The 22,551-nt window shown below is 54.2% G+C and carries 21 protein-coding genes; 15 read left to right on the top strand and 6 right to left on the bottom strand.

The window, feature by feature from the left end:
* The first annotated feature begins 14 nt into the window (after positions 1 to 14).
* From B5G10_RS01435 to proC, 5 genes are read left to right on the top strand one after another with little or no spacing between them, the layout of a single operon-like run.
* Positions 15 to 590, top strand: coding sequence for a GNAT family N-acetyltransferase (locus B5G10_RS01435; protein ID WP_087422995.1), 576 nt, complete (start codon positions 15 to 17; stop codon positions 588 to 590).
* Positions 591 to 601: 11 nt separating this feature from the next.
* A complete protein-coding gene (locus tag B5G10_RS01440) occupies positions 602 to 1,804 on the top strand; it encodes an argininosuccinate synthase domain-containing protein (RefSeq protein WP_087422996.1) in 1,203 nt (400 codons plus the stop codon).
* A gap of 42 nt (positions 1,805 to 1,846) precedes the next feature.
* Positions 1,847 to 2,815: an N-acetyl-gamma-glutamyl-phosphate reductase gene (gene argC / locus B5G10_RS01445; RefSeq protein WP_087422997.1), complete on the top strand. Its 969-nt coding sequence runs from the start codon at positions 1,847 to 1,849 to the stop codon at positions 2,813 to 2,815.
* A gap of 13 nt (positions 2,816 to 2,828) precedes the next feature.
* On the top strand, positions 2,829 to 3,953 hold the full coding sequence (locus B5G10_RS01450) for an aminotransferase class III-fold pyridoxal phosphate-dependent enzyme (RefSeq protein WP_087422998.1): 1,125 nt from the start codon (positions 2,829 to 2,831) through the stop codon (positions 3,951 to 3,953).
* Positions 3,950 to 4,738, top strand: a complete 789-nt coding sequence (gene proC, locus B5G10_RS01455; protein ID WP_087422999.1) for a pyrroline-5-carboxylate reductase — start codon at positions 3,950 to 3,952, stop codon at positions 4,736 to 4,738. The genes B5G10_RS01450 and proC overlap by 4 nt, the downstream gene beginning before the upstream one ends.
* A gap of 39 nt (positions 4,739 to 4,777) precedes the next feature.
* Here the strand turns inward: proC and B5G10_RS01460 are convergent, their stop codons facing one another.
* Together B5G10_RS01460 and B5G10_RS01465 are read right to left on the bottom strand one after the other, a co-directional pair.
* Positions 4,778 to 5,545, bottom strand: a complete 768-nt coding sequence (locus tag B5G10_RS01460) for a response regulator (protein ID WP_087423000.1) — start codon at positions 5,543 to 5,545, stop codon at positions 4,778 to 4,780.
* 2 nt (positions 5,546 to 5,547) lie between these two features.
* Positions 5,548 to 7,566, bottom strand: a complete 2,019-nt coding sequence (locus tag B5G10_RS01465; RefSeq protein WP_087423001.1) for a histidine kinase — start codon at positions 7,564 to 7,566, stop codon at positions 5,548 to 5,550.
* A 750-nt stretch (positions 7,567 to 8,316) separates the two neighbouring features.
* On the opposite strand from B5G10_RS01465, the gene B5G10_RS01470 reads away from it, so the two are divergent.
* The 4 genes from B5G10_RS01470 (at position 8,317) to B5G10_RS01485 (ending at position 11,501) form a co-directional block, all read left to right on the top strand.
* Positions 8,317 to 8,769, top strand: a complete 453-nt coding sequence (locus tag B5G10_RS01470) for a single-stranded DNA-binding protein (RefSeq protein ID WP_087423002.1) — start codon at positions 8,317 to 8,319, stop codon at positions 8,767 to 8,769.
* 126 nt (positions 8,770 to 8,895) lie between these two features.
* Complete coding sequence (gldE, locus tag B5G10_RS01475; protein ID WP_087423003.1) at positions 8,896 to 10,215, top strand: gliding motility-associated protein GldE; 1,320 nt, start codon at positions 8,896 to 8,898, stop codon at positions 10,213 to 10,215.
* A 12-nt stretch (positions 10,216 to 10,227) separates the two neighbouring features.
* Positions 10,228 to 10,851 carry a hypothetical protein gene (locus tag B5G10_RS01480; protein WP_087423004.1) on the top strand — a complete coding sequence of 208 codons (624 nt, stop codon included), beginning with the start codon at positions 10,228 to 10,230 and terminating at the stop codon, positions 10,849 to 10,851.
* A 2-nt stretch (positions 10,852 to 10,853) separates the two neighbouring features.
* Positions 10,854 to 11,501, top strand: coding sequence for a 4'-phosphopantetheinyl transferase superfamily protein (locus B5G10_RS01485; RefSeq protein WP_087423005.1), 648 nt, complete (start codon positions 10,854 to 10,856; stop codon positions 11,499 to 11,501).
* Here the strand turns inward: B5G10_RS01485 and B5G10_RS01490 are convergent.
* The 3 genes from B5G10_RS01490 to B5G10_RS01500 form a co-directional block, all read right to left on the bottom strand.
* The gene (locus B5G10_RS01490) at positions 11,493 to 11,693 is read right to left on the bottom strand and encodes a heavy metal-associated domain-containing protein (protein WP_206396539.1); all 201 of its coding nucleotides are present in this window, start codon (positions 11,691 to 11,693) and stop codon (positions 11,493 to 11,495) included. The two genes, B5G10_RS01485 and B5G10_RS01490, sit on opposite strands and share 9 nt — an antisense overlap.
* A 32-nt stretch (positions 11,694 to 11,725) precedes the next feature.
* Positions 11,726 to 13,882, bottom strand: a complete 2,157-nt coding sequence (locus B5G10_RS01495) for a heavy metal translocating P-type ATPase (protein ID WP_087423007.1) — start codon at positions 13,880 to 13,882, stop codon at positions 11,726 to 11,728.
* 76 nt (positions 13,883 to 13,958) lie between these two features.
* The gene (locus tag B5G10_RS01500; RefSeq protein ID WP_087423008.1) at positions 13,959 to 14,324 is read right to left on the bottom strand and encodes a polymer-forming cytoskeletal protein; all 366 of its coding nucleotides are present in this window, start codon (positions 14,322 to 14,324) and stop codon (positions 13,959 to 13,961) included.
* Between the two features lie 273 nt (positions 14,325 to 14,597).
* Here B5G10_RS01500 and B5G10_RS01505 point away from each other — a divergent pair, with 273 nt between their 5' ends.
* Both B5G10_RS01505 and folB read left to right on the top strand, forming a co-directional pair.
* Positions 14,598 to 15,968: an MATE family efflux transporter gene (locus B5G10_RS01505; RefSeq protein WP_087423009.1), complete on the top strand. Its 1,371-nt coding sequence runs from the start codon at positions 14,598 to 14,600 to the stop codon at positions 15,966 to 15,968.
* Between the two features lie 76 nt (positions 15,969 to 16,044).
* Positions 16,045 to 16,398 (top strand): dihydroneopterin aldolase, encoded by a 354-nt coding sequence (gene folB, locus B5G10_RS01510; RefSeq protein ID WP_087423010.1) that lies wholly within the window; start codon positions 16,045 to 16,047, stop codon positions 16,396 to 16,398.
* Between the two features lie 16 nt (positions 16,399 to 16,414).
* On the opposite strand, the gene rpiB is transcribed toward folB, so the two are convergent.
* Entirely contained in the window at positions 16,415 to 16,870 is a 456-nt protein-coding gene (gene rpiB, locus B5G10_RS01515; protein ID WP_087423011.1) for a ribose 5-phosphate isomerase B, read from the bottom strand.
* A 381-nt stretch (positions 16,871 to 17,251) separates the two neighbouring features.
* Between rpiB and B5G10_RS01520 the strand changes: the two genes are divergently transcribed.
* The 4 genes from B5G10_RS01520 to B5G10_RS01535 all read left to right on the top strand — a co-directional run bounded on the left by B5G10_RS01520 (position 17,252) and on the right by B5G10_RS01535 (position 22,540).
* Entirely contained in the window at positions 17,252 to 18,454 is a 1,203-nt protein-coding gene (locus B5G10_RS01520) for a BamA/TamA family outer membrane protein (RefSeq protein ID WP_087423012.1), read from the top strand.
* Positions 18,441 to 20,126 carry a phosphoethanolamine transferase gene (locus tag B5G10_RS01525; RefSeq protein ID WP_158098756.1) on the top strand — a complete coding sequence of 562 codons (1,686 nt, stop codon included), beginning with the start codon at positions 18,441 to 18,443 and terminating at the stop codon, positions 20,124 to 20,126. The genes B5G10_RS01520 and B5G10_RS01525 overlap by 14 nt, the downstream gene beginning before the upstream one ends.
* Positions 20,127 to 20,371: 245 nt before the next feature.
* Positions 20,372 to 21,127 (top strand): polyprenol monophosphomannose synthase, encoded by a 756-nt coding sequence (locus tag B5G10_RS01530; protein WP_087423014.1) that lies wholly within the window; start codon positions 20,372 to 20,374, stop codon positions 21,125 to 21,127.
* A 39-nt stretch (positions 21,128 to 21,166) separates the two neighbouring features.
* On the top strand, positions 21,167 to 22,540 hold the full coding sequence (locus B5G10_RS01535) for a dihydroorotase (RefSeq protein WP_087423159.1): 1,374 nt from the start codon (positions 21,167 to 21,169) through the stop codon (positions 22,538 to 22,540).
* Positions 22,541 to 22,551 lie beyond the last annotated feature (11 nt).

The following is a 22,551-nucleotide window of genomic DNA, read 5'->3' on the forward strand; positions in this document are numbered from 1 at the left end:
AGGTGAACCACATTATGGAAGAAATTAAAGTCATTGTAGCCGACGAACGTCACATCAAGTATGTCGATACCATTCTCGACACCATCGAAAAAGCCGCCAAGATAAGAGGAACCGGTATTGCCAAACGTTCCCCCGAATATGTAAAACAGAAGATGCTCGAGCACAAAGCCATCATCGCCCTCGACGGCGACAAGTTTGCAGGCTTCTGCTACATCGAGAGTTGGAGCAACAAGCAGTTTGTGGCCAACTCGGGACTTATCGTGGTCGATACCTACCGTGGCCACGGTCTGGCCAAGCGCATCAAGCGCAAAGCCTTCGAACTGTCGAGAGAGCGGTTTCCCGAAGCCAAAATCTTTGGCCTCACCACCGGTGAGGCCGTGATGAAAATCAACAACGAGTTGGGATACCGACCCGTCGCCTTTGCCTCACTCACCGACGATCCCGCCTTCTGGAAAGGGTGCGAGAGTTGTGTCAACTTCGACATTCTGCAACGCAACAACCGTCGCATGTGCCTCTGCACCGGCATGCTCTACGACCCCCACGAACACGAACACGAGAACGACAACCACGACAACCAACCCTCTAAATAATACAGCACATTATGGCTAACAAGAAAGTAGTATTGGCTTTTAGCGGAGGTCTCGACACCTCCTTTTGCGTGAAATACCTGTCGCAAGAATGCGGGTATGACGTCTATACCGCCATTGCCAACACCGGCGGTTTCGGTCCCGAAGAGTTGAAATCAATCGAAGAGCGAGCCTACCGGCTGGGCGCCGTGCGACACGTCACACTCGACATCACCCAGGAGTATTACCAGAAGAGTATCAAATACATGGTATTCGGCAATATCCTGCGCAACGGTACCTACCCCATCTCGGTAAGTTCCGAACGCACCTTCCAGGCCATTGCCATCATCAACTATGCCAAAGAGATAGGGGCCGACTACGTGGCTCACGGCAGCACCGGAGCCGGTAACGACCAGGTGCGGTTCGACCTCACCTTCCAAATTCTGGCTCCCGAGATTGGCATCATCACCCCTACCCGCGACATGACCCTCACCCGCGAATACGAAATCGAATACCTCAAGAATCATGGCTATACCGCCGACTTCAAAAAGATGGAATACTCGATCAACAAAGGGCTGTGGGGCACCAGCATAGGGGGCAAGGAGACCCTCAAAAGCAACCAGACTCTGCCCGAAGAGGCCTACCCCTCGCAGATGACTGCCACCCAAAGCCGCACCCTCACGATCGATTTCGTCAAGGGAGAGATTGCCGCCATCGACGGGAAAAGCTACACCGACAAGGTAAAGGCCATACAGGCTCTCGAAGCCATCGCCGCGCCCTATGCCATAGGCCGCGACATGCACATAGGCGACACCATCATCGGTATCAAGGGCCGGGTAGGATTCGAAGCCGCAGCCCCCATGCTCATCATCGCCGCCCACAAGATGCTCGAGAAACACACCCTCACCAAGTGGCAGCAATACTGGAAAGACCAATTGGGCACCTGGTATGGCATGTTTCTGCACGAAGCCCAACACCTCGAGCCGGTCATGCGCGACATCGAGGCCTTCCTCGACAACTCGCAACAGAATGTCACGGGCCGCGTAATTGTCGAGCTGCATCCCTACCGCTATGTACTGGTGGGCATCGAGAGCGACTACGACCTGATGAAGTCCGACTTCGGCGAATATGGCGAGGTGAACAAAGCCTGGAGTGCCGACGACGTGAAGGGATTCACAAAAATTTTGGGCAACCAGATGAAAATTTTCTATTCCGTACAAAATAAAAACAAAAAATAAATCGTAGATTCGAGTCCGAAATCAAATCGTTAACCCATCATTATGATTAAAGTAGGTATTATTGGAGGCGCTGGATACACCGCCGGAGAACTGATAAGATTGTTGATCAACCACCCCGATGTCGAGATTGTGTTTGTACACAGCGAGAGCAACGCCGGCAACAAAATCACCGACGTACACACCGGTCTGTTTGGCGAGACCGATCTTGTCTTCACCCGCGAGATGCCCTTCGACGAGATTGACCTGCTTTTCTTCTGTACGGCACACGGCGATACCCGCAAGTTTATGGAGAGCCACTCGCTGCCCGACGAGCTGCGCACTATCGACCTCTCGGCCGACTACCGGCTCGACTCGCCCGACAACGACTTCATCTACGGGTTGCCCGAGTTGAACCGGAAGTACATCATCCGGTCGAAACATGTGGCCAACCCCGGCTGTTTTGCCACAGCCATTCAACTGGCACTGCTTCCCCTGGCCAAGAACCTGCTGCTCAACAGCGAGATACACGTTCATGCCATCACCGGCTCGACCGGTGCAGGGCAGAAACCGTCGCCCACCAGCCACTTCAGCTGGCGCAACGACAACATCTCCATCTACAAGCCGTTCAACCACCAGCATCTGGCCGAGATACGGCAGAGCCTCTCGAAACTGCAAAACAGCTTCTCGGCTCCCATCAACTTCATACCCGTGCGAGGGAACTTCTCGCGAGGCATCTTTGCCTCGCTCTACCTCGACTGCCCCGTCGAGCTGGAGTTGTTGAAAGAGTTGTACAACAACTACTACGAGGATCACAACTTCACGTTCCTCACCGACAGGATGCCCGACTTGAAACAGGTGGTCAACACCAACAAGTGCCTCTTGTATCTCGAGAAACACGACAACAAGCTGCTCATCGTATCGGTCATCGACAACTTGTTGAAAGGAGCCTCGGGACAAGCCGTACACAACATGAACCTTCTGTTCGGCCTGCACGAACGGGTAGGGTTGCATTTGAAACCTTCGGCCTTTTAAGGGAGAAACCGTTATGAAACTTTTCGATGTATATCCGCTTTTCGATATAGAAATCGTATCGGGGAAGGGTTGCTATACCTACGACTCGCAAGGCACCGAGTACCTCGACCTCTACGGCGGCCACGCCGTCATCTCCATAGGTCACTCGCATCCCTACTATGTGAGCCGCATCACCGAGCAGGCCCAGAAGCTCGTCTTCTATTCCAACTCGGTTGTCAACCCCCTGCAACAACAGCTGGCCGACAAGCTGGGCAGCCTGTCGGGCTATGACGACTACGCCCTCTTCCTCATCAACTCGGGTGCCGAGGCCAACGAAAACGCCTTGAAACTGGCCTCGTTCCACACCGGCAAGAAGAAGGTCATCGCCTTTGCCCACTCCTTTCACGGCCGCACCTCGGCCGCTGTCAAGGTGACCGACAATCCCCGCATCGTCGCTCCCATCAACGACACCTTCGAGGTGGCCTTCCTGCCCCTCAACGACATGGAACGGGTAGAGCGCGAGATGGCCGGTGGCGATGTGTGTGCCGTCATCATCGAAGGCATACAGGGCGTGGGCGGCATACAGATACCCGACCCCCAATTCCTGCGCGACCTGCGCGAAGCCTGCACCCGCCACCACGTTGTACTCATCCTCGACGAAGTGCAATCGGGCTACGGCCGCACGGGCAAGTTCTTTGCCCACCAGCACGCCGGCATACGCCCCGACCTCATTACCGTCGCCAAGGGAATGGGCAACGGATTTCCCATCGGTGGAGTCCTCATCAGTCCCCAGTTCACCCCGGTGTATGGGATGCTGGGCACCACCTTCGGCGGCAACCACCTGGCCTGCACCGCAGCCTGTGCCGTGCTCGACGTCATGCGCGACGAACACCTCATCGACAATGCGGCCCGCGTGGGGCAATACCTCATCGACCGGCTCAGGGAGATACCCCAAATCAAGGAGGTGCGAGGCAAAGGACTGATGATCGGGCTCGAGTTTGACCACCCCGTGAAAGAGCTGCGGCAAAAGCTTCTGTTTGAGCAACACGTATTTACCGGGGCCTCGGGCACTCATGTCATACGGCTGCTGCCGCCCCTGTCGCTATCGCAAGAACAAGCCGATTGTTTTATCGGTAAACTTAAACATATACTCCCATGAAAATAACGATTATAGGCTGCGGGAATATGGGTGGAGCCATCGCCCGCGGACTGGCAAAAAGCAATTTTGTGGCTCCGGCCGACATCACCGTGAGCAACCGGGGCAAAGAGAAACTCGATTTACTCAAGACCTACAACCCCGAAGTCCACACCACGACCGACAACAAGGCGGCCGTGAAAGATGCCGACATCATTGTGCTGGCCGTGAAGCCCTGGGTACTCGAGAGCGTGGCCATCGACATCCGCAACGAGCTCGACCTGCCCCGCCAGATTATTGTATCGATTGTGGCCGGTGTCACCATCGAGCGACTGGCTTCGCTCTTCACCTCGGGCGACTCCATCCCCGCCATCTTCAGGGCGATGCCCAACACGGCTATTGCCATCCGGCAGAGCATGACCCTCTTCACTCCCTACAATGCAGTGCCCGAGCAAGTCGATTGCATCCGGGCCATGCTCGACAGTCTGGGCAAGAGCCTGCTCGTCGATGAGAGCCTCATGGAGGCCGGCACGGCCCTCTGCTCATGCGGTACCGCCTTTGCCATGCGCTACATGCGCGCGGCGGTCGAAGGCGGCGTAGAGATGGGATTCTACCCCAAGGATGCCCAGTTGGTAGTCGAACAGACCGTAAAAGGGGCAGCCGAACTGCTGCTGGCTACCGGCAATCACCCCGAGGTAGAGATAGACCGGGTAACCACCCCTGGCGGAATTACCATCAAAGGGCTCAACGAAATGGAGGCTGCCGGTTTCTCGACAGCCGTCATCCGAGGGTTGAAAGCCTCGAAATAAAAGTCAGAGCCGATTAACGAAACTATTGCTGGGCAAGGGTTACATATCGTAAAACTTGTCCAGCAATTTCTTTTTGTACATCTTGCTCACCTTCAACTCCGACACCTTGTTGAATGGCGGCAACAACGTGCAGCTGTTCTCCGAAATGAGGTACAGGTAATTGATGTTGATGATATACGCCTTGTGAATCTGGATAAACTCGGGAGCATAATTCAAGATTGTATCGGCCGTTGTCTGGTGCTTCAGGATGAAATGCTGCAGACTGTTCAGCACCACCTTCCACAACTTGCGTTCCGAGTCGTATTTGAAGAATCCGATATTCTCGGGGCGAACGATGAGCTTGTCGTTGGTAATGGTCGTGATCAATATCGATTGGGCCGGCTGCGACACGGGCCTCGGCGGAACCGGCTGGGCCCCCGACCGCAATGCCTCCTCGCGCGACAGAGAAAAACGGTTCATGATCAACGAAAGTTCACTGTCGCTGACTGGCTTGAGCAGGAAGTCGAACGCCTGTAACCGCAAGGCCGGCAACAGATACTTCTCATACGAAGTATAAAACACGACCTTCATATTCCAATCGATGTGCTTGTCGAGCGACGACAGGAACTCCAATCCCGACGTGTCGGACAACTCTACATCGAGAAACAGCAACTCGGGTTTGTATTGCATCACCGTGTTCCAGCCCTCCTCGCCATTGCCCGCAGTCGCTACAAGATGCACATCGGGATAGGCCTTCAGACGCTCGGCCAGTACTCGTATCGACAGATTATCGTCATCGACAATTACCGTGTCAATTCTATTTTCCATGATCAGTCGTTTATATCGAAATTATAGACGTCGGGAATAACCAGCAGGGCGCGGCACCCCTCCTCCCCCTCGGGGCTATGATAGCCGTTCAACTCAAACCGCATCTGGTGCTTGTTGCGGGCATTGAGCAGTTGTATAATCTGGGCAACCACCCTCAACCCCACCTGCGACTTGTCGCCTCCCCGCTGCACCACGGGCAGCGGACCGTTGTTGAGGACCTCGATGCAAATGGCGGCATCGCGATGTTCGACCTGCACGGTCAGGCGTTTTTCGGCATCGAGAGGTTTCTTTTTCAGCCCATGCTTAATGGCATTCTCGACAAATATCTGCACCATCATCGACGGTAACCGCACGGCATCCAGATCGATACCCTCGGCCACCGACACTTTATACTCAAATTTCTCGCCCAGCGATTCCCCTTCGACCGCCACGTAGAGGTCGATAAACTTCAGTTCCTCGCGCAGTGTCGTGCAAAACACACTGGCCAACGACTGCCCCTGGCGAAGCATATCGACCAATACGCCCAACGACGAAGGCCGACCCTCTTGCCGGGCCAAGAGCTCATGGTTGAGAGCATTGTAGATGAAGTGCGGAGTAATGCGGTTGCGCGCATTCTCCATCTTCATGGTAACGATGCGACGCAACATCTGTTCCTCACGCTGTTTCACCCGCTTGCGCCGATACACAAACAGGAGGGCCAGCACCAGCACAACAGCCGTCACCCCAGCCAAGAGGGCATAAATGCGCATCAGCTCGGCCTCCTTGTCGCTGATGACCAGATTCTGGTTCAAGATAGTTGCATCGCGCTCATAACGCATGCGATTCTCGGCAATTTTCATCCTCACCCGCTCGCTACGCAGAGAGTCGGACAGGGAGGTATAGGCCTGTTCATATTCAAAAGCCTTTTTCCAATCGTGTTTCTCCTTGGCAAACCGCCGCAGAAAATCGAGCCGCAGCAACCCCTGCTCCGACCGCATGTCATCCCTGTACGGATACTGGGTTGCCAGTTTATCGGCCTGCCCGAAATCACCATCCTGCAAAGCCAGTTCCATCTGTTGGGTGCGCAGATGCGACATGACCATTTCGTTATATCCGCTCGCCCCGAAATAAGCCAGGTTCTCGGCAATGAGCGGTCGAGCCTGCTCGGGCTGATGAAGTTTCAGATAAATATCCGACAGATTGGCCTTGCAGAAATGGGCCTCCCACTCCATATCGGGATGCGTTTGCAAGAAAGTATCGAGACGCAGGAAGATGTCCAACGCCTGCCGATAGTCCTTCTGGTAGAAATAATCATTCCCCCGACTATTCAAATAGTTGAACTGGTCATAGACGGTCATCATATTCCACAACCGCTCGCACTTGTCCCACCAGATCTTGCTTTGCCCAAAATCGCGAAGGGTCGTATAGGTAGCCGCCAAGCCGCTATACAAGGGTATATAGTTCGCCGTATCGGTCTGTATGGAATCGGCCAAAGCGATAGCCTGCCGGTAGGTCATCGCACTCATGGCCAAATCGCCTCCAAACTTATAGGCGTCGGCCAAATTGGCATAACTCAACAAACGATCGTTCTCGTCGCCCCCCATATCGGCATACCGGCACGCCTCTTTCTGATAAAAAAGCATCGAGTCGGCATCAAAGGCATATTGGGTATAATAGAGGCCCTTGGCCTGCATACACTTTATCATCAAATCGTTACGCAGTTTAGAATAGGGTTTCCCCGACAAGTAGTGTACTACGCTGTCGGCACTGAGCAGAACCGAATCGAGTTGTGCCGTATAGAAATAGCGTATGATGTCCTGCACGACAAAGTTATAATACTCGTCACTGTCGCGAGCATTGCTCTTCCCCTGGCTTATCGCTTTCTTGATAAAAGCCATGTTGTGCGTACGAAACGAATCGGCTATCTCTTGATTGATGGCATCGAGCGAAGTCGCCTCGGATTTCCGGGACGTACAACCGCTTCCTATCAAAACCAGACACAAGAGTAAGGCAACCAAGCGCCACAACTTCACTATTTTCATGGATCAAAACTTATTCTATACAGCGACAATCAAGGCTCATACAGGAAGGAATCATGGCGAACTACGCCTTGCTTGAACGCGACTCTACACCCACCCTCTGCAATCGAGAATCGAGAGAGTCCCTACTTATGATACCGAGCATCATCTGTTCTACGGGGAACAAATGTACGACTTTTTTTGGCTCATTCATTACTTTATAAAAACAAACCTGTCAATCTCTATTTTTTACCGCTTATCCATCGTGCCGACCTGTTATCCCAAAAACATCGAATCCTGCGGTTGCCGAATTGTTTTTATCGTTCTATCTTTGAATAAATTTCAATATTATTTTATATAAAAGAAAATTTTAGAAAGGGGACGTAAGAGCAAGGATGTGATCAGCAAAATATTGTGCGCGGTGCACAATAGACAAATATAACGACACACCGAAAAAGAAATGAGAAATTTATCCCGAGCCTCAACAGCAAGGGAGGGGCAAAAAAAGATTTGTACCCACATCAGGCGGAGAGGATCTCCACCCTACAACCAAAGCCGTTTCACCGTCAAAAAAAAACGGCACATCCTTGTCTTCTTACATGTGGACTTCCTCTTAAAGAGGAAGTCCTTTTTTTATCATCACCCTGTGAAAACCAGGCTTCCATTTGCTTCGACTCTCTTTTTTATCTATCTTTGTAAAAGATAGGGATACAGTTTCTCAGGCAGAGCCCGATTCTGGAATTACGATTGTATAATCAACAACTTAAACACACCATGTCTGTAAACAAAGTCATTTTGATAGGAAACGTGGGCAAAGACCCCGATGTGAGATATCTCGAAAACAACGTGTGCGTAGCCAACTTCACCCTGGCTACCACCGAGCGCGGCTACACCACGCAAAGCGGTGTACAGATTCCCGACAAGACCGAGTGGCACAACATTGTCGCCTGGCGAGGCCTGGCCGAAATTGCCGAAAAATATGTGCGCAAAGGCACCCAACTCTACATCGAGGGGAAAATCCGCACCCGCTCGTGGGAAGACCAGAACAAGATTCGCCGCTACACGACCGAGATCTATGTCGATAACATGGAACTGCTGGGCCGTCGCGACGCCCCACAGGCTGCTGCACCGACTCAGGCCCAACCCCAAAGCTACCAGGCACCGTCCAATCCGGCAGGATTTGCACCCACAGGCGGAAATAGTAGCGACGACGATTTGCCGTTCTGATATAATGTTGTAATTTTGCAGAAAATTAACGGGCTACGTTCTCCCTGCCGGCTGATACCGGTGAGGAGAATCGCCAACCCGGCATACGGGTAGGCCGGCCTATTGTTTCACTAATACTATTTTTTCTTGGACCCAGATTCATATTTATCGGTTTTCTCGGCCATCGAGGTTACGCCCCCCTCGGGCGGTGCCATTCTGGCAATTATTCTGGCGGGATTGTTTTTGTGTGTCTCTGCATTTGTTTCAGCTTCCGAAATAGCCTACTTCTCGCTCTCGTCCGAAGAGCTGCACGAGTTTGACGACGACGAGTCAACGACCAACGTTTTAGTTAAGAAATTGCTTGCCAAGCCCGAGTATCTGCTGGCCACGATACTCATCTCGAACAACCTGGTCAACGTGGCCATCGTTATCCTCTGCAATTTCTTCTTCTCCGACATTCTTCATTTTCACAGCGACGTGCTGGACTTCATCTTCCAGACGATTCTGCTCACCTTCCTGTTGCTCCTCTTCGGCGAGGTGATGCCCAAGTTTTATGCCAACCAGAAACCGGTCAACTGGGTAAAACGCAGCTGCCGGGGACTGTCGGTTCTGGAGCGCATCTTCTCTCCGCTGGCCAACCTGCTGGTCAACTCGACCCACATTGTCAACAAGCACATCGTGAAGAAGAGTGCCAACATATCGATGAACGAACTCTCGCAGGCGCTTGAGATGACTCAGGTCGAAGCCAACGACGAGAAAGAGATGCTCGAGGGTATCATCAAGTTTGGCGGCAAAACCGTGCAGGAGGTGATGACGGCCCGTGTCGATATTACCGACGTAGAGATACGCACCGACTTCAAAGAGCTGCTCGACCTCATCATCGAGACCGGCTACTCGCGACTGCCCGTTTACGACACGACCGAAGACGATATCAAAGGTATCATTTACAGCAAAGACCTGCTGCCCTACATCGGGCAGGATGCCTCGTTCAACTGGCGCAAGCTCATGCGCCGAGCCTACTTCGTGCCCGAAACCAAGATGATCGACGACCTGCTGGAGGAGTTCCGCACGAAAAAGATACACATGGCCATCGTGGTCGATGAGTTCGGCGGCACATCGGGTATCGTGACCATGGAAGATATTCTCGAGGAGATCGTGGGCGACATCAGCGACGAATATGACGAGGAGGAAAAGAACTATGTCAAGATCGACGACAATACCTATATCTTCGAGGGCAAGACTCTCTTGAACGACTTCTACAAAATCACGGGACTCGACGAAAGCGAGTTTGGCGACAAGGCCGAAGATGCCGAAACCCTGGCCGGCCTCATTCTCGATATCAAGGAAGACTTCCCCAAAGTGAAGGAACAGATCGACTACGGACGATGCAGTTTCCTGGTGCTCGAGCTCGACAAACGCCGCATCGGTAAAGTGAAGGTAAAAATCAACCCCACCACCGAAGAATAAACCGATTGACTCATGAGACTGGCCCCGCTCGACATACAATCCTACCGACTTGCTCTTTATGCACTGCTCTGCCTCGTGACCGGGCTGGGTTGCCTCTCCTGCCGCCAACAATACACGCCGCGGCCCGACGGCTACTTCCGCATCGACTCCTATCCCGATACCTACCGGCGCACTACACTGCTGGCGCCCCACCTCTCGTTCGAGATACCCGAGGGCGCAATCGAAGCCATCGACCCCGACACCACTCGCCAGCGCGACGGTGTGCAGTGGCTCGACATACGCTTTCCCCGCTACCGAGCCACCCTCTACTGCAGCTATCACCCTCTGCGGGGCAATCTCGACCGGCTGCTCAACGAGAGCCGCGAGCTGGTTTACCGCCAGAGCATACGCCCCGACCTGGTGCAGGCCGGTACCTACGAAAACGACAGTCTGCACATCTATGCCACCCTCTACGACCTCTCGGCCGAGAGTGCCACCCCGCTGCAGTTTGTCGTTACCGATAGTACCCGATACCTTTTGCGAGGCTCGGTCTATTTCGACGAACCGGGAAAAAGCGACTCCATCGCCCCGGTCATCGACTACCTGTCGGACCACATCGCCCACCTCATCGAAAGCATAGAAACCCCGGCCCGATAATCATGCCCGCTCTGCCCCACATATCGACTCCCACCGGTGCCTGCATCACCCTGTGGCATCTCACCGAAGACGAAGCGACACTCGCAGCTCTGCTCACCGACGAGGAGCGTAACCTGTTGCCGCAGCATGAGCTATCGTCCAAACGTTATGTCGAACAGGCAACCGCCCGGCTGCTGATTGACTCGATGGACGAGACACGTGGCCGTTCCCTGGCCCATACCGCCGAAGGGCAACCCTATCTGCCGGGCTGTCCCGGGCACATCTCCATCTCACACACCCGACAATGGGTAGCCGTAGCCTGGCACCCCCACATGCCAACAGGTATCGACATCGAGCGTCGGGGCTCCCGGGTCGAACGTGTTGCCGCCCGCGTATTCACCGACAAGGAGTTGAACGCGCACACGACCTCCCTCCAGGCACATACCCTGTGGCTGCACCTGTGCTGGTCGGCCAAAGAGGCGCTCTTCAAGGCTATCCCCGAAGCCGCAATCGACTTTCGCGAACACCTGCACGTCGCCCCGCCCGACCGTCTTGAGAAGGAGGGGATATTCACCGCGACCGAGAGCCGCACGCCGGCTCACCGCCGCTACACCCTATGGTATCGCACCCACGACGAGTGGGTGATGGTATGCGCCACACCGTTACCGTAACTCGGCTTTGAAGCCGGCGGCACGCACAGCCTCGACCACCCGCTCGGCCGGCACATCGACCTGTACCGTCAGCAGTTTGTCGGGACTCGACAAGTCGAGGCTCCACTGTTCGGGCGTGAGAAACCGATTCAACTGTTCACCTATTTTAGCTACACAACCGGCACATTTGGCCGAAGTCTTTACCTGTATCATCTCTATATGTTTTTTAGATTAAACTTCTATCTTTATCTCAAACGTAAACTGTTGAGTATCACCGATACCGAACTGAAGGCCATGGCCGCACTCGCCCACATGGGGGTGAGCAACACACCTATGGGATAGAGCACACCGGCGGCCACCGGGATGCACACCACGTTGTAGCCAAAGGCCCAAAACAGATTCTCGCGAATGATGCGCACCGTTTTGCGCGACAGTGTCACGGCCCGGGGCAACAACAGCAAGTCGGAATTCATCAAGGTGACCATGGCTACATCCATAGCCTCATCGGTACCCCTACCCATGGCCACACTCACGTCGGCACGAGCCAGTGCCTGCGAGTCGTTGATACCGTCACCCACCATGGCCACACATTTGCCGGCCTGCTGCAACTCGGTCACAAAGCGCTCCTTGTCGTCGGGCAGCACGCCCCACCGATAGTGGTCGATACCGGCCTCCCGAGCCACCTCGGCGGCGGTCGATTCCTTATCGCCGGTGAGCATATAGACCTCGATGCCGCATTTTTTCAGCTGCTCCACGGCTTCGCGCGAGGTAGCCTTCAAGGCATCCTTCACCTCGAAAGCGGCCAACAGCTCCCGATCGTTCCCGAAGTAAACGGTATAGCCCTCGGGGAGAGCCACACCCTTGAGGTGCTCTTCGGCCAACGCCCTGTTACCGGCCCAAAAGACAGTGTCTTCGCTGGTGCAGGTCACCCCTTTGCCGGTCACGCTCTCAAAGTCGGTCAAGTCGTCGGTCGGGCGATAGCCCCGCTGCCGCAGGGTCTCGGCCAGCGACAGAGCCAACGGGTGTTCCGACCGCGTTTCGGCAGCCAACAGTACCGGAGCATAACGCTCGAAATCGGGGCCCAAATGTTCATCGACCACCTGGGGATGCCCTTCGGTCAAAGTACCTGTCTTGTCGAGCACAACGGCATTCACCCGGCACATGTTTTCCAAAGCGAAAGCATCTTTAATGAGGATATGTTGTTGTGCCGCCTTGCCAATACCCACCGTCAAGGCCGTGGGTGTGGCCAGTCCTAAAGCACAAGGGCAGGCGATAACCAGTACCGACACGGCACTCAGCAACGCATAGGGGAACTTGCCCCAGCCGGCTACCCCTATCCAGATGATAAAGGTGAGTAGCGAAAGGGCAATGACCGTGGGTACAAAAACGGCAGCCACCTTATCGACAATACCCTGCACGGGGGCTTTACTGCCCTGGGCCTCACGCACCATGCGCACCATGCGCGAAAGCACCGTATCGGCACCCGAGGCCTCCACCTGCAAAAGGAACGATCCCCGCTGGTTGAGGGTTCCGGCCAACACCCGGTCGCCGGGCTGCTTGGCTACCGCCTCAGACTCGCCGCTAATCATGCTCTCATCGACATACGACGACCCCTCGAGCAACACGCCATCGACCGGAATCTTCTCGCCGGGACGCACACTCACCCGATTGCCGGGGCGAAGCATGCCGATGGGCACGTCGCACTCCTCGCCGTCGGGTTCAACCAGACGGGCCGTCTTGGGTTGCAACCCCATGAGCGACCGTATCGAAGCCGAGGTGCTCTGTTTGGCCCGTGCCTCGAGCAGTTTGCCCGTGAGCACAAAGGCGATAATCATCGCCACCGCTTCGTAATAGACGTGAGGCACCAGCCCCAACGATACCCAAAAGCGGGGATAAATCGTACTGAACAGGCTGAAGAGAAACGACACCGCGGTACTGAGCATGACCAGCGTATCCATGTTGGCACGTCCCTGCCGGGCTGCTTTCCACCCCGACACATAAAACGAACGGCCCAGATAGAGGACCGGCAAAGTGAGTACCAACAGCACCCAGGTGAGTGCCGGCACGGGTTCGTGGAAACACATCGACAGCACCATGACCGGGATGCCGAAAATCCAGGCTCCCACCGTGCGGTGCTTCATGTCGGTATAGTGTTTGCTTTCGGCATCGGCAGCATCGGCCTCGGCATTTGCCGAGATGACCAAATCGTATCCAGCCGCCTGCACGGCCGCCTGCATCTCTTTCAACGAAATTTTCTTGGGATCATAAACTACCTGCAAGGTATTGGCCGCAAAGTTGACCGTAGCCTCGGCCACACCCGGCAATTCACTCACGGTCTTCTCGACCGTAGCCGCGCACACGGCGCAACTCATTTCCAACACGGGTATTACTTGTTTCTCCATAGGTCTCCTTTCGATTATACGTTTAACACCCTGCGGCCGGTTTTGCTCAACGGCACTCGATTGTCACAACCGAGCCTCAAGCCTGAGCGTCCTCGTCGGACGAGCGTCGCATGGTGCACTTTCCATTCAACACGGCGCCCGGTTCTATAGCCAGCCGATGGGCCTCGACATCGCCCTCGAGCGACGAAGTCGCCTTCAAGACCAGCATCTCGGCTACCGTCACGTTGCCCTCTACCCGGCCCACGACCTCGGCATTCACAGCCACGATATCGCCAATTACCTGACCGGTCTCGCCAATCACGACTTTTCCCTGGCACTCCAGCTGCCCCTTGAGCGTACCGTCGATGCGAATATCTTTTTGCGAAACAATCTTGCCTACGATTGTCGTCTCTGCGGTGAGCGCATTATGCGCCATACCCGAAAAAGTATTATCCTTTGCCATATCTGTATCTTATATTCTTGGTCTCACAAAGGCGATGCAAACCATTCAAGTTGCGCCAGCCGAGGTCAGAGTCTATTTTTACAACTCTTGCAAAAATAGAAAGAATCTCCCGAAATATACATGCCGGGTCTGATAATCATTGCAAAAAGAGGTGATAATATTTTACGGGTCCGGCTCCCGGGAATGTAGATAAAAAGAAATTTTTGAATGGTTTCGGCCAGGCTACATCCTATTATTCTTTGTACCTTTGCGCATCTTTAGCACCCAGAGCTTATGTTGTCGCAGCACCTGAACCTGACCGAAGGAGGCATCACCGGGACCCTACTGAAATTTACCCTCCCCATGATGGCCGGAGCCCTGTTGCAGCAGTGCTACAACATAGCCGATACCCTCATCGTAGGGCAGTTTGTCGGCCCCGAGGCACTGGCGGCCGTGGGATCGGCCTACACACTCATGGTCTTTCTCTGCTCCATTCTGCTGGGCCTCTCGCTGGGTAGCAGCACCGTCTTTTCGCAACAATACGGGGCCGGCAACCTGGAGGCACTTCGTCACAGTTCGTATGTGTCGTTTACCCTGATTCTTTCCATCACGGTGCTACTCAACGTGGTTGCATTTCTTGCCCTCGACCCCATACTGCGATTTCTGCAAGTACCGTCCGAGGTCTATCCGCTCATGCACGACTATCTGTGGATTATCTTTTGGGGAATACTCTTTACCTTTATCTATAATTTCTATGCCGCTCTGCTGCGCGCCGTGGGCGACTCGGTCACTCCGCTGTGGTTTCTCTCGCTGTCGGTCGTACTCAATATTCTGCTCGACCTGCTCTTTATCCTGTCGCTCCACTGGGGCATACAGGGAGCCGCAGCGGCAACCGTCATAGCCCAGGGCTCGGCCGCCATAGGAATTGCCGTCTATACCTACCGCAAACGGCCCGAACTGCGGATACACCGAAAAGATATTTACTTCGACCGCACTACGGTCAAGGAGATTACCGCCTTCTCGACACTCACCTGCGTGCAACAGTCGGTCATGAATCTGGGCATTCTGCTGGTACAGGGACTGGTCAACAGTTTCGGCACCGTGGTGATGGCCGCCTTTGCCGCCGCCGTCAAAATCGATGCCTTTGCCTATATGCCCGTGCAGGAGTTTGGCAATGCCTTCTCGACCTTTGTCGCCCAGAATTTCGGAGCCCACAAGCGACAGCGCATACGCCGGGGCATACGTCAAGCCTTGCTCATCAGCTGCCTCTTCTCTCTCACGGTGTCACTGCTGATATTCCTCTTTGCCGAGCCGCTCATGCTCATCTTTGTCAAGCCCTACGAAACGGAAATCCTGCGCATCGGGGCCCAATACCTGCGCATCGAAGGGGCGTTCTATGCCCTCATCGGCATCCTCTTCCTTCTCTACGGCTACTATCGGTCGGTGCGGATGCCGGGCATGTCGGTCATCCTCACCGTGCTTTCGCTGGGTACCCGTGTAGCCCTCTCCTACGCTTTGGCTACTCTGCCGGCCGTGGGGGTGACCGGCATCTGGTGGTCGATTCCCATCGGGTGGTTCATTGCCGATCTCGTAGGCATCGTCTATTACAAGCTATCGGCGACTCGCGTAGGCCGACTTATGGCTCTAACGCACACACCGGTCTGACCCCAAAACATGTGCGCATCGCGGCATTGGCCTGTCGGCTCTTTTCATTACCTTTGTTCCCAGATAAATCTTTCACATGAAAACAGCGATACACATAGGCTCCATGCGCTTCTATGCATACCATGGTGTCTTGCCGCAAGAACAAAAGGCGGGCAACTACTTCAGAGTCGAGGCGACGCTCTATACCGACTTCACCCGGGCGCTGACCTCGGACGAACTGACCGACACGGTCAACTATGCCGACATCTGTCGCGTCATTGCCGACGAAATGGCTCGCCCCTCCCGTCTGCTCGAGCATGTAGCAGGCCGCATCATCGATGCCATCACACGACAATACCCCACGATTACGGGCGGCAAACTCGTCGTGACAAAAGAGAAACCTCCCATTCCCGGCGACATTCGCGACGTATCGGTCGTGGTGGAGTGGTAACCGCAAAAAAACTTTCTTATTTTCCTACCGGAATCTTGTCGATGCGACGTTGGTGACGGCCACCTTCGAAATCGGTATTCAAGAAGATATCGACCAGACGGCGGCACAAGTCGGCCGAGATGAAACGGCCCGGCATCACCAGCACGTTGGCATCGTTGTGCTGACGGGCCAACGAAGCAATCTCCTCGGTCCAGCACAAAGCCGCACGAATACCCTGATGCTTGTTGAGCGTCATGTTTATGCCGTTGCCGCTGCCACAGATAGCAATACCCGGATAGCACTCGCCCTGCTCCACGGCCACAGCCAACGGATGAGCGAAATCGGGATAATCGCAACTTTCGGTCGAGTAGGTTCCAAAGTCCTTATAGGCAATACCCCGAGCATCAAGCTCTTGCATCACAACTTGTTTCATCTCATACCCGGCGTGGTCGCAGGCCAATCCCACCGGCTTTCCCGATTTCAATATACTCATAAACTTTTGATATTTTTTTGTCCAACAAAAATAGCATATTTCAAGAGTTGTAACAAATAATTCATACTTCTGTTGAAACTTATTAATTCATTTCCTTTTGTCACAAAAATACCAAAAATATTTTCCCCTCCTCTCTATCGTCCTACACGATTCAAAAGACTTTTTATCTAAATTATGTCACGGCAGAACCTTCTGAGCCGTAATTTGTTATTATCTGAAAACCCGATTTGAACCGCCTCGAAGATGCGACTTTTCGACAGCTTCGTGAAAAGGGAATTTTATACAAAACTTAACAAGTTGAATAAAAAGCAATTAGGTGGTTATCACCAGAAAATATACATTTGCAGCCCAACTCGTGAGAGACCTAAACCAAAACTATATATGAAACTATTCGCACGATATTCGCTTCTCTGTCTCGGGTACCTCGCCGCAGGAGTATGCTCCACGAAGGCTCAGGTATTGACCGAAAACGACAGCACTGCCGTAATAGCTTCGACCGACAGTTTTCCCACCCAGGAGGTGGCCCCCAAAAAACTGAACCTCGTACAGAAGGTCGTGAAATATTTCAACGACTCCAACGAGCCACACCCCGACAAAAAGTTCGATTTCGGTATCATCGGCGGTCCGCACTACTCATCGACCACCAAACTGGGGCTGGGCATCGTGGCCTCGGGCACCTACCGCATGCGTCGCGACTCGCTCACACAACTCTCCAACGTATCGATTTATGGCGATGCTACCACCACAGGGTTCCTGCTCATCGGGGTCAAGGGCAACAACATCTTTCCCGAAAACAAATACCGCATCGACTACGACTTCTACCTCTACACCTTCCCCAGCGATTTCTGGGGAATCGGTTACGACAACGGCAACAACAACGACAACAAGAGCAGCTACAACCGGCTCGAGACCATCTTGCGCATCGACTGGATGGCCCGCCTTCACAAAGATCTCTATGGGGGTATCTCCACCGGTTTCAACTGGGTGAAAGGCTCCGACTTTACCAAACCGGCCCTGCTCAACGGCGAACCTCACGAAGTCATCAGCACCAGTCTGGGACTCACCCTCACCTACGACAGCCGCGACTTCATCCCCAATGCTGCCCGAGGGGTCTATTTCAACGTGCGACAACGATTCTTTCCCCGAGTTCTCGGTAACAAACAGAGTTTTACCCGCACCGCCTTCATCTTCGACTTCTACCAGCGGGCCTGGAAAGGGGCCATCCTCGCCTTCGACCTGCACGGCGAATTCAACTATGGCAACGTGCCCTGGAACATGCTTGCCTCACTGGGGGGCTCGACCCGCATGCGGGGATACTACGAAGGGCGCTACCGCGACAAAAGCCTCATCGAGGCCCAGCTGGAACTGCGCCAGCACATCTGGCGGCGAAACGGTATTGCCATCTGGATAGGAGCCGGCAATGTGTTCCCCTCGTTCTCTCGTTTCGACTGGGGGCACACCCTGCCCAACTATGGCATAGGCTACCGCTGGGAATTTAAAAACCGGGTCAACCTGCGACTCGATTATGGATTTGGCAAGAAAGGACAATCGGGATTTTTATTCAACATCAATGAAGCATTTTAATCGACTATTCACGCAAAAACGCATCTTCGGGATTTTTCTGCTGGTGATGCTGGTGCCCAATATATTCCTCTGTTTCACCGAGCATCTGCCCTGGCTTTTCAAGATTGCGTATATCCTCATACCGGGTGCTCTCTACCTGCTGCTACTGAACCTCTCGCGCAAACCGGGCATCACGTTCTGGGCTCTCTTCCCGCTGCATTTCATCGGAGCCTTCCAGTTGGTGCTGCTCTACCTCTTTGGCAACTCCATCATCGCCTCCGACATGTTCCTCAACATGTTCACCACCAACAGCGGCGAGGCCATTGAACTGCTCGATAAATTGGCTCCGGCCGTCGTGGGAGTTTTTCTGCTATATCTGCCGGCACTAGCTCTGGCCGTCTATTCCATACGCCGGCCCGACTCCCTCTCGCCGCTCTTCCAAAAGCGGGCCTTTATGATGGCCATGATTCTGCTCGGGAGCGGACTGCTTGTCTATACCCCGGCTCACCGCCAGGCTCCACACCGGGCCCGACTCGACAACCTCTACCCCATCAACGTCTTCAACAACGCCCGGTTTGCCATAAGCAGCTGGAAGGCGGCCAAGAATTACACCCGCACCTCACGCGACTTTGACTACCGCGCCACCTCGTCGCGCGACTCGAAAGAGCCCGAGGTCTATATCCTTGTCATCGGCGAAACAGCCCGCGCCGGGAACTGGGGCCTGTATGGTTATGAACGCAACACCACTCCCCGGCTCAGTGCCCGCCCCGAGGTCATCCACTTCGACGACGTGCTCACTCAAATCAACGCTACCCACAAGAGCGTACCCCTGATGCTCTGCCCCGCCGACGCCCTCGACTTCAACCAAATCTACCAGCAAAAAAGCCTCATCACCGCCTTTAAACAGGCAGGATTTCGCACCGCATTCATATCCAATCAGTTGCGCAATGGCTCGTTTACCGACTTCTTTGCCGACGAGGCCGACTGCACGCTCTACCTGATGGCCCCCAAAAACAAACCGCACCTGCACGACGACGCCATGCTGCCGATAGTCGATTCGTTGCTCAACAAGGGGGCTACCAAACAACTCATCGTGCTGCACACCTACGGGTCGCACTTCAACTATTGCGAACGTTACAGCGACAAATACCGAACATTTACCCCCGACCGCATCAGCGAAATCAAGCGCAAAGACCGGCAGGCCATGATCAACGCCTATGACAACTCGATTGTAGCTACCGACCGGTTGCTCGACCAAATAATCGACAGGCTGAGCCGCACCGGAAAAACAGCGGCCATGCTTTACCTATCGGACCACGGCGAAGATCTGCTCGACGACGACCGAGACCGATTCCTCCACGCCTCACCTGTCCCCACTTATTACCAGTTGCACGTGCCGTTTATCCTGTGGTTCTCGCCCCAATACGAAAAACAGTTTCCTCTCGAGGTGCAACAAGCCCGGCAACAGCACACAACCCCCTTCGACTCGCGGGTTGTCTTTCACACGCTGCTGGCCATCGGCGGCATCGAAACCGACTATCGCAACGACAGCCTCTCGCTCGTGAGCCCCTCGTTCCACCTGGAGAAACGATACTACCTGGGCGAACGCAATACCCCCATACCCGTACACTACATCCCGTTTGCCGACGAGGATCGACTTGCCTTCAAACGCCACGGCATCGAACCTAAATAACAAGCGGAAACATTTTGCCCTACAACACAAGGGGGAATACAGAATTGGCCCTGCAAATACGTGAGCAGTTCCCCGGCGCTCTATTTGTGACGATATGCCGGCATGGCCACTTGAATTGACATACCACAAAAAAACTTAATCGAGCTTGTTTTTTGCTCTTTACTTTCGCTATATTTGTAAGAATAAAAGCGACGAGTCTCGCGCTCGCCTGCACAATTGGCATCAGAACAAAACAAGATATCTATATGGACCCTACTGCCCCTTCGAGATCAGAGTGTATCGTTCTCATTCCCACCTATAACGAGAAGGAGAATATCGCTGCAATCATCCATGCCGTATTCGAGCTGCCCCGCCAGTTTCATATTCTCATCATCGACGACAGCTCACCCGACGGTACCGCCGACATTGTGCGCTCGCTGCAAAAACAATTTCCCGGAGCCCTCCATCTGCTCGAGAGAGCCGGGAAACAGGGATTGGGCACCGCCTATATCGCCGGGTTCAAATGGGCCATTGCTCGCCAATATGAATATATTTTCGAGATGGATGCCGACTTCTCCCACAACCCGCAAGACCTGATGAAACTGCTGGCCGCCTGCAAAACCGGGGGTGCCGACATGTCCATAGGCTCGCGCTATGTAACCGGGGTCAATGTGGTAAACTGGCCCATGGGACGGGTGATGATGTCTTATTTCGCCTCGAAATATGTGCGGTTCATCACCGGTATGAAGATACACGACACGACTGCCGGATTTGTCTGCTACCGTCGCCGGGTACTCGAAACCATCGGTCTCGACTCGATTCGATTCAAGGGCTACGCCTTCCAAATCGAGATGAAATTTACCACCTACAAATGCGGATTCACCATCAAAGAGGTGCCTATCATATTTATCAACCGCGTATTGGGCGAAAGCAAAATGAACAGCAGCATCTTTGGCGAAGCCGTATTCGGAGTCATCAGACTGAAAATAGGCAGCTGGTTCCGCAAGTATCCCAAACGATAAAGTCACCAACGGCACAACACCTCTAAAAACAGTATGGTCATGGGCAAAACGATTATCAAAAACGGAACTATCATAAACGACGGCGAGCAATTCACAGGCTCGATTGTCATCGACGGCGAATTTATCGAAGTAGTCATTCGGGGCCCGTTGCCCGAACAGATAGAGGCCACCGCTTGCCGCATCATCGATGCTACGGGCAAATGGGTATTGCCTGGAGTCATCGACGACCAGGTACACTTCAGAGAACCGGGACTTACCCACAAGGCCGAGATAGCTACCGAATCGGTAGCTGCCGTTGCCGGGGGTGTCACCTCGTTCATGGATATGCCCAACACGATACCCCAAACCACCACGCTCGAAGCCCTCGACTGGAAATACGAGCGGGCCGCCCAAGTGTCGCCAGCCAACTATTCGTTCTATATCGGGGCTACCAACGACAACTTCGAGGTGCTCGAGCAAGTCGATTTCTCGCAAGTGTGCGGGGTGAAAATCTTCATGGGTTCATCGACCGGCAACATGCTCGTCGATAACGAGAGTGTCTTGCGCCGAATCTTTGCCGAGATACCCGCCCTCATTGCCGTCCACTGCGAAGAGGAGAGTATCATACAGGCCAACAAAAAATACTACACCCAACGCTTTGGCGAGAATCTGTCCATCTTCTTCCACCCCTTGATACGTAGTGCCGAGGCTTGTTATGCCTCCTCGTCGCGAGCTGCCGAACTGGCCTCGCAATATGGCACCCGACTGCACCTGCTGCACCTCTCGACCGCCCGCGAAATGTCACTGCTCGACTCGGCGCCCCTCTCCCAAAAACGCATTACCGGCGAGGTGTGTGTGCACCACTTGTGGTTCGACGACAACGACTATGCCCAATATGGCAACCGCATCAAATGGAACCCTGCCGTCAAAACCTGTGGAGACCGCAAAGCTCTGCTCGAAGCCCTGCGCAACGGCCGGCTCGACGTGGTGGCTACCGACCATGCCCCGCACCTGTGGAGCGAGAAACAGGGCTCATGCCTCAAAGCCGCATCGGGGGGGCCCCTCGTGCAACACTCGCTGCAACTCATGCTCGAACTGGCACAACGGGACGAGTTCCCGCTCGAACTGGTAGTCACCAAGATGTGTCATGCTCCGGCCCAGCTCTACCACATAGACCGTCGGGGCTACCTGCGCCCCGGGTATTATGCCGACATTGTCGTGGTCAATCCGCACAAGCCCTACACGGTAACCCGGGAAAACATCTTGTCGAAATGTGGCTGGTCGCCTTTCGAGGGCCACACCTTCCCGGCCTCAATCGAGCGTACGTTTATCAACGGCTACGAAGCATTTGCCGAAGGGAGAGTAGATACGCTCGTCCCGGGCAAACGACTCGTCTTCCACCACAGGGCAACCGATTGTGGCGGAACCCGATAATCAAAAGACCT

It is taken from the genome of Barnesiella sp. An55 (assembly GCF_002161555.1).
Taxonomy (GTDB): Bacteria; Bacteroidota; Bacteroidia; order Bacteroidales; family Barnesiellaceae; genus Barnesiella; species Barnesiella merdipullorum.